Source organism: Paenarthrobacter sp. DKR-5 (genome assembly GCF_018531425.1).
In the GTDB taxonomy this organism is placed as follows: domain Bacteria; phylum Actinomycetota; class Actinomycetes; order Actinomycetales; family Micrococcaceae; genus DKR-5.
In genome coordinates this window covers 145,495-153,309 of sequence record NZ_JAHBOI010000009.1, presented here as the reverse complement: position 1 = coordinate 153,309, position 7,815 = coordinate 145,495, and the positions used below count along the sequence as shown (strand labels likewise).

The window sequence follows — 7,815 nt, the reverse complement described above, 5'->3', positions numbered from 1 at the left end:
TCTACAATCATGAACGGCCGCACGGATCCCTGAACGGCATGACGCCGAAACGCTACTGGGAAACCTGGACGCAAGAAAACCAATTAGCTATCGCATAGACGCTGGACTGCTAACGGGGGCCCAATCACCAGCTCTGCGTTCCCGCCGTAGTCAGGTAACACACTGTGCAGGTGCATGTGAGTTCCTTTCAATCGAAGTCTCGTGCGCCAGTTGCTTAGAGCGCCAACGACGCGGCCCAGGACATGTCACGGCCTCCGCCGCCTGGGACGCCAATGCCAACAGCGGGGAAGCCCCGAGTGCGGTGACGACCAAGAGGACTGAGGGGCACGAACGGTGCCCGGGTCTCCTACCGTGTCCCTTGGGAGTAGACATCCACGAGCACAGGTGGGCAAATCTCACCTCACTGATCGCGAGATACGTCTATCGCATTACTCGTCCCTTTCCTGATTCGGGTCGCTGGGCTCGTCGTCCACGTTCGTCTTAGACCCGTCGTCCGATTCTGCATTTCGGTTCCTTGCCCACCAGTTTGCTTGGATCAACAGAACTGGAATGATCCCTATGCTGAGTCCTTGGAGAGCGCCGCCCAAGCCTCCCATCAGGTAACCGAGTCCGAAGCCAAGGAGCGGCAAAGTGAAAATCTTGAGGCGGTCCCTAATTGGGCGCTGGCCCATCATTTACCCCCTATAGCCCTGCAAGAAATCCACCGACTGCGCCGCCGATGGTACCGACACCCAAGCCGTTAGATATGGCGTTCTGCGGTCCGGTAGGCCGAAGTACACCCCGAATATCAGTGCAGGGACAACAGAGAGCGCCCGAACCAACCCCAACGCTCGGCCCCCTCTCCCGATAAGTCCAAGCACGCCGTCTTCTGGGGAACATGCACTCACCGCTCTATTGAGATGCGCGCACTCTTTCGACAAGACTGCGGTCGCTGAACAGCGCGACCGTATAACGGTCGTTGCGTGAGCAAACAAGTAGAGCTTCAAAACAGCATCTGCGGGACCCCAATCCGCCGGTAGGGTAACTGTCTGCTTGCCCAGCTGCCCATGGCCAACCGCCGTGAATATGGCCAACCAACGGTTGAAGATTGCCCATCCACTGTCAGCTCTCACATAGTCATCACAAGTGACGCATTTCGAAAACTCCAGGCGTTGTCGTTTCTTCCAACTAGGTCGACCTCTCACCGCTGCCAACTGGCTTGTCGCTTGTGCTGCGTATCTGACAACTCGCAGTTACGCCGCGTCGTCCGAGTCGCCGTCCGTCTCCAACCTCACTAAACGGTCGATCGACCCCATGAGCGGAGCCAGTCCGGCCGGTGCGAGATGGCCGTAGCGGTCGAGCGTAATCGAGGGTCGAGCACGCCCCATGGCGCGCGACACCGAGAGGATGTCCCCGCCGGCCTCGGAGAGGGCGATGGCCGCGAAGGAGTGCCGCAGTCCATGGACGGTGATGCGTTTGATCGGATCATGCTGGCCCTGGGAGGCTATGCCAACAGCTCGGGTCAGAGTTGCACGGGGGTAGGTGTCGCCGATCGGTGCCGCCGGCTTCCGGGGCGAGGCGAACAACCAGGCCGTCTTCGGCCGGTCACCGGCCAGCTCAGTCAGGTACGGCAGCAGGATGCTTGGCACCGGAAGCACCCGCCTGCTGGCGCGCGTCTTGGTGGTGTCGGTACCGGCCCCGGAGTTAGTCACGATGAGCGCACCCGAATGCAGGTCGCCCACGGTGTTCCTATCAGGAGAACCGGGCTGAAGTATCAACTTCTGCCGATATCAATGCCGAGGTGAGCATCAAAACCTGCACTGACCCGCACAAACAAAAAATGAAGGCCCGAACCTTGGCGATTCGGACCTTCATTTCATTCGGTGGAGGCAAGGGGACTCGAACCCCTAACCCCCTGCTTGCAAAGCAGGTGCGCTACCAATTGCGCCATGCCCCCGAACGGGACCTTCGGAACCTGGAATCACTCGACCTGGTCGGTCGCGCTGCTCCATGCGTTCTTCCGGGCTTCGGTTTCCTGCGACTTCCGGTAAACCAGGACACCTGCGATCGCCGCCGCAAGGACGAACAGTTTCTTCACAGTGCTTCCTCGTTTCTTCACCGTTGGTGCAGAACCGTGGGCGTACCAGGACTTGAACCTGGGACCTCTTCGTTATCAGCGAAGCGCTCTAACCGCCTGAGCTATACGCCCGTGTTCCCTCTCGGGCCGAGATATGACTCTACATCATTCCCGCGGAAGTCCCAAAATTGCGGGACCGCCCGGAGGGTGACCCGTGGTCAGTCGTCAGTCAGGGTAACCCCGATGCCGCCGACCAAGGTGGCCGAGATGTTGTAAAGCACCGCTGACAGCATTGCGAGGGCGGTCAGCAGCACCACGTTGACCACGGCGAGGATGGTGGCGAAGGAAGCCACCTGGCCCAGCGAGGCGTACTTCCTCAGGTCGAAGCCGCCGCTCTCGCTGCCGGCAATTTCCCCGAGCAAGCCGTTGATGCGGTCGAAGATGCCGGTCAGATCCAGCACGGTCCACAGCACGATCGCGGCCACCACGGTGACGATGCCGAGGGCTACCGAGAGCAGGAAAGCCATCTTCAGCACCGACCACGGATCGACCCGGCTGATGAGCAGGCGGGCCCGCCGGGCCTTCGCTTTCGGCGCCGGGCGCACCAAACCGGCTGCGGCCGACGACGGAGCTGCCTGCGGACGCGGTCCGGCCGTCTGAGCGGGCGCGGGACGGACTCCGGCGGGGGCGGGACGCCCCTGGACCGGCCGGCCCCCCGGAGCGACCGGCCGCGCCGTCTGGCCGGCGGCAGGACGGGCGGACGTCTGGGGCACCGGGGCGTTGGCGGGCCGCTGCGGCGGCCTGGCGGGGGTATTCACCCGCGGGTTGCCACCCTGGGCAGGACGGCCTCCGGCGCCGCCGGATCCCGGGTTGGAGTTGCTGCTGCTCACTCGGTACCTCCGCTAATGTCCGTGTCCGTCTCAGCCGTGGCCTCCTCCGCGGATGCCTCAGCATCCTGCGGCGTACCGGCGGCTGACGGCTCGCGATCTTCAGTCAACGTTACGTCATCCGTGCCCTGATCGCCGTCTTCGTCGTCAGACTCCTCGACCAGGCCACGCTCGCTGTTGCGGGCAACCTCGATGATCCGGTCATTTTTGTCCGGCTTGGCGAAAACGACGCCCATCGTGTCGCGGCCCTTGGCCGGAACCTCGGAAACGTTGGAGCGCACCACCTTGCCGCCCTCCATGACCACCAGCACTTCGTCATCCTCACGCACGATGAGCGCCCCGACCAGGTCCCCGCGATCTTCAGATAGCTTGGCGACCTTGATGCCCAGCCCTCCGCGGCCCTGGAGCCGGTACTCCTCGACGGCGGTTCGTTTGGCGTAGCCGCCCTCGGTGACCACGAACACGAAGGATTCGTCCGAGACGACATTCGCCGCGAGCAGCTCGTCGGTCTCACGGAACTTCATTCCCGTGACGCCGGAGGTGGCGCGACCCATCGGGCGCAGCGCCTCGTCCGTGGCCGTGAAGCGGATTGACTGCCCCTTGCGGGAGACCAGCAGCAGATCGTCGGTCTCGGACACCAGCTGCGCCGAAACAAGTTCATCCCCGTCGCGGAGGTTGATCGCGATCACGCCCGCCGAGCGGTTGGTGTCGTAGTCCTCCAGCCGGGTCTTCTTCACGAGCCCGTCCTTCGTCGCCAACACCAAATACGGCGCCTGCTGGTAGTCACGCAGATCCAGGACCTGGGCAATGGACTCGTCCGGCTGGAAGGCGAGCAGGTTTGCCACGTGCTGGCCCTTGGCGTCCCGGCCGGCTTCGGCCAGTTCATACGCCTTGGCGCGGTACACCCGGCCAAGGTTGGTGAAGAACAGCAGCCAGTGGTGCGTCGTCGTCACGAAGAAGTGTTCGACGACGTCGTCCCCGCGGAGCTGCGCGCCGCGGATGCCCTTGCCGCCGCGGTGCTGGGACCTGTAGTTGTCGCTGCGGGTGCGCTTGACGTAGCCGCCGCGGGTAATGGTGACGACGACTTCCTCTTCCGGAATGAGGTCTTCCATCGACATGTCGCCGTCGTAGCCGAGCATGATCTGGGTCCGCCGGTCGTCTCCGTGCTTGGCGACGATCTCTGCCAGTTCCTCGCTCACGATGGAGCGCTGCCGTGCCTCGTCGGCCAGGATCGAGTTGTATTCGGCGATCAGCTGTTCCAGTTCCGTGTGTCGGTCCTGGATCTTCTGGCGTTCCAAGGCGGCAAGACGGCGCAGCTGCATGTCGAGGATGGCACGGGCCTGCAGGTCATCGATGCCGAGCAGTTCGATCAGCCCGTCCCGCGCGGCTTCCGCGGTCGCGGAACGGCGGATAAGGGCGATGACCTCGTCGAGCGCGTCCAGGGCCTTGAGCAGGCCGCGCAGGATGTGTGCTTCCTCCTCGGCCTTGCGCAGCCGGAACCGGGTCCGGCGGACGATGACGTCGAGCTGGTGGGTCACCCAGTGCCGGATGAACGCGTCAAGGCTGAGCGTGCGCGGAACGCCGTCGACGATCGCCAGCATGTTGGCGCCGAAGTTTTCCTGCAGCTGCGTGTGCTTGTAGAGGTTGTTCAGCACCACCTTGGCCACAGCGTCGCGCTTGAGCACGATCACGAGGCGCTGGCCGGTGCGCCCGGAGGTCTCATCGCGCAGGTCGGCGATGCCCTGGATCTTGCCGTCCTTGACCAGTTCGGCAATCTTGATGGCAAGGTTGTCCGGGTTGGCCTGGTACGGCAGCTCCGTGACGACGAGGCAGGTGCGGCCCTGAATTTCCTCCACGTTGACGACGGCACGCATCGTGATCGAGCCGCGGCCGGTCCGGTAGGCCTGTTCGATGCCCTTGTGGCCGAGAATTTGTGCGCCGGTGGGGAAGTCCGGGCCCTTGATCCGCTGGAGCAGGGCCTCGAGCAGCTCCTCCCGGGAGGCTTCCGGATTCACCAGATACCACTGCACGCCGTCGGCGACCTCGCGCAGGTTGTGCGGCGGGATGTTGGTGGCCATGCCGACGGCGATGCCGGAGGAGCCGTTGACCAGCAGGTTCGGGAAGCGCGACGGCAGGATGGTCGGTTCCTGGTTCTTGCCGTCGTAGTTGTCCTGGAAATCGACGGTTTCCTCGTCAATGTCACGGACCATCTCCATGGCCAGCTGGGCCATCTTGGTCTCGGTGTACCGGGGGGCCGCCGCGCCGTCGTTGCCGGGGGACCCGAAGTTGCCCTGCCCCAGCGCCAGCGGGTAGCGCATGGTCCAGTCCTGGATCAGGCGCACCAAGGCGTCGTAGATCGCCATGTCGCCGTGCGGGTGGTATTGGCCCATGACCTCGCCCACCACGCGGGCGCACTTGTTGAAGGAGCGGTCCGGGCGGTAGCCGCCGTCGAACATCGCGTACAGCACACGCCGGTGCACCGGCTTGAGCCCGTCGCGCACGTCCGGCAGCGCCCGGCCCACGATGACGGCCATCGCGTAGTCGAGGTAGGAGCGCTGCATCTCGGTCTGCAGGTCCACCTGCTCGACACGGTCCGTCAGCACACCCCCCTCAAGAGGCGCATCGGATTCGGGAACGTCGGGAGTCTCGTCGCTCATCGCGTTGTATTTTCCATTTCGTTTATATGAAGACCCGGGTATACATAGCCGTCAGCGGCTAGATGTCGAGGAACCGGACATCCTTCGCATTTTGCTGGATAAAGGTGCGGCGGGACTCGACGTCCTCGCCCATGAGGACCGAGAAAATCGAATCCGCTGCGGCGGCATCGTCCATCGTCACCTGCAACAGGGTCCGGTGGTCCGGGTCCATGGTCGTGTCCCACAACTCGGTGTAGTCCATCTCGCCAAGGCCCTTGTAGCGCTGGATGCCGTTATCCTTCGGGATGCGCCGGCCCTGAGCGAGGCCGTCGGCGACGACGGCGTCGCGCTCCCTGTCGCTGAAGACGTAGTCATGCGGGGCGTTCGACCACTTGATGCGGTAGAGCGGAGGCTGTGCCAGGTAGACGTAGCCGTTCTCGATCAGCGGCCGCATGTAGCGGAAAAGCAAGGTCAGCAGCAGCGTGGTGATGTGCTGGCCGTCCACGTCCGCATCCGCCATCAGGACAATCTTGTGATAGCGGGCCTTCTGGACATCGAAGTCCTCGCCGATGCCGGCACCGAACGCGGTGATCATCGCCTGGACTTCGGTGTTGCTGAGCGCACGGTCCAGGCGCGCCCGTTCCACGTTCAGGATCTTGCCGCGAAGCGGCAGGATCGCCTGCGTCTCGGGGTTGCGCCCGCGCACGGCCGAGCCGCCGGCGGAGTCGCCCTCCACAATGTAGATTTCCGACTTCGACGGGTCCTTTGACTGGCAGTCCTTGAGCTTGCCGGGCATCCCGCCCGATTCCAGCAGCCCCTTGCGCCGGGTGGATTCGCGGGCCTTGCGCGCGGCCAGCCGCGCCTGGGCAGCTTGGACGGATTTGCGGATCACATCGCGCGCCGGGCCCGGGTTGCGCTCCAGCCAGTCGCCGAGCTGGTCGTTCACGGCGCCCTGGACAAAGGACTTGGCGATCGAGTTGCCGAGCTTCGTCTTTGTCTGGCCCTCAAACTGGGGTTCGGACAGCTTGACGGAGATGACCGCTGTCAGACCCTCGCGGATGTCGTCGCCGGTGAGGTTGTCGTCCTTTTCCTTCAGGATTCCCTTGTCCCGCGCGTAGCGGTTGATCAGCGACGTCATCGCGGCACGGAACCCCTCTTCGTGGGTGCCGCCTTCGTGGGTGTTGATCGTGTTCGCGTAGGTGTGCACGCTCTCCGAGTAGGCGGTGGTCCACTGCATCGCCAGTTCGAGGGCGATGTGCTTTTCCTTGTCCTCCGTTTCGAAGGCGATCACCTCGGGGTGGATCACCTCAACCTTTTTGGAGGAGTTCAGGTGCGTTACGTAGTCGAGCAGTCCGTTGTCGTACTGGTACACGACCTTGCGGTGGTGGTCTTCCTGCTCCGGGGCCTGCTCGTCCTGCTCCGCGATCTCTTCGCTGTCGACCTCGGCCTTGCGCTCGTCGGTGAGCGTGATGCGCAGGCCCTTGTTCAGGAAGGCCATCTGCTGGAACCTGGCCCGCAGCGTTTCGAAATCGAAGTCGGTCGATTCGAAGATGCTGCCATCGGGGTAGAACGTCTGGGTGGTGCCTGTCTCGGACGTCTCCTCGCCCTTGCGCAACTCGCCCACCGGCTTGCCGCCGTCGGCGAAGGACTGCCGCCAGACATAGCCCTGGCGACGGACTTCCGTTTCGACGCGGGTCGACAGCGCGTTCACCACGGAGATGCCGACGCCGTGCAGACCGCCGGAGACCGCGTAGCCGCCGCCGCCGAACTTACCGCCTGCGTGCAGGATCGTCATGACGACCTCAACGGTGGGCCTGCCCTCGGTGGGATGCATGTCCACGGGAATGCCGCGGCCGTTGTCAACCACGCGCACGCCGCCGTCGGCCTGGAGCGTGATCTCGATGTGCGTGCAGTAGCCTGCCAGGGCTTCGTCCACGGAGTTGTCCACGACTTCGTAGACCAGGTGGTGGAGGCCGCGCGGGCCGGTTGAGCCGATGTACATGCCAGGCCGTTTGCGGACAGCTTCAAGGCCCTCGAGAACCGTGATGTCGCTGGCGCCGTATTCCCGCTTCTCCGGCGTGCCGGGCTGGGAGGCTTGCTCGCCCAGGTTCTCTGAATTGTCGTTAGCCACTGGCGCTTTCGACCCCTATTCTGTCTTGATCGAGGCCAGCACGGATCACTGATCAGTTGTACTGGTCGGTAACCGCGCCGGACATCTGGCACGCTACTAGCGGCG

Annotated in this window: 5 protein-coding genes and 2 tRNA genes; all 7 read right to left on the bottom strand. The window is 63.9% G+C overall.

Going from position 1 to position 7,815, the window contains the following annotated elements:
* Window positions 1–1,232: 1,232 nt before the first annotated feature.
* Complete coding sequence (locus tag KIH31_RS17235; RefSeq protein ID WP_214428364.1) at window positions 1,233–1,721, bottom strand: tyrosine-type recombinase/integrase; 489 nt, start codon at window positions 1,719–1,721, stop codon at window positions 1,233–1,235.
* A 142-nt stretch (window positions 1,722–1,863) separates the two neighbouring features.
* Window positions 1,864–1,936: transfer RNA gene (locus KIH31_RS17230), tRNA-Ala, on the bottom strand.
* Between the two features lie 24 nt (window positions 1,937–1,960).
* On the bottom strand, window positions 1,961–2,077 hold the full coding sequence (locus KIH31_RS17225) for a DLW-39 family protein (protein ID WP_214428363.1): 117 nt from the start codon (window positions 2,075–2,077) through the stop codon (window positions 1,961–1,963).
* A gap of 37 nt (window positions 2,078–2,114) precedes the next feature.
* Window positions 2,115–2,188, bottom strand: a tRNA-Ile gene (locus KIH31_RS17220).
* An 86-nt stretch (window positions 2,189–2,274) separates the two neighbouring features.
* Window positions 2,275–2,946, bottom strand: coding sequence for a DUF3566 domain-containing protein (locus KIH31_RS17215; protein ID WP_214428362.1), 672 nt, complete (start codon window positions 2,944–2,946; stop codon window positions 2,275–2,277).
* Window positions 2,943–5,600, bottom strand: coding sequence for a DNA gyrase subunit A (gene gyrA / locus KIH31_RS17210; RefSeq protein ID WP_214428361.1), 2,658 nt, complete (start codon window positions 5,598–5,600; stop codon window positions 2,943–2,945). The genes KIH31_RS17215 and gyrA overlap by 4 nt, the downstream gene beginning before the upstream one ends.
* 58 nt (window positions 5,601–5,658) lie before the next feature.
* Window positions 5,659–7,710 (bottom strand): DNA topoisomerase (ATP-hydrolyzing) subunit B, encoded by a 2,052-nt coding sequence (gene gyrB, locus KIH31_RS17205; RefSeq protein ID WP_214428360.1) that lies wholly within the window; start codon window positions 7,708–7,710, stop codon window positions 5,659–5,661.
* Window positions 7,711–7,815: the final 105 nt, after the last annotated feature.

Coding starts and splice junctions, on each gene's coding strand:
- gyrA (WP_214428361.1), bottom strand. CDS start 5,600: ATGAGCGACGAGACTCCCGACGTTCCCGAATCCGATGCGCCTCTTGAG.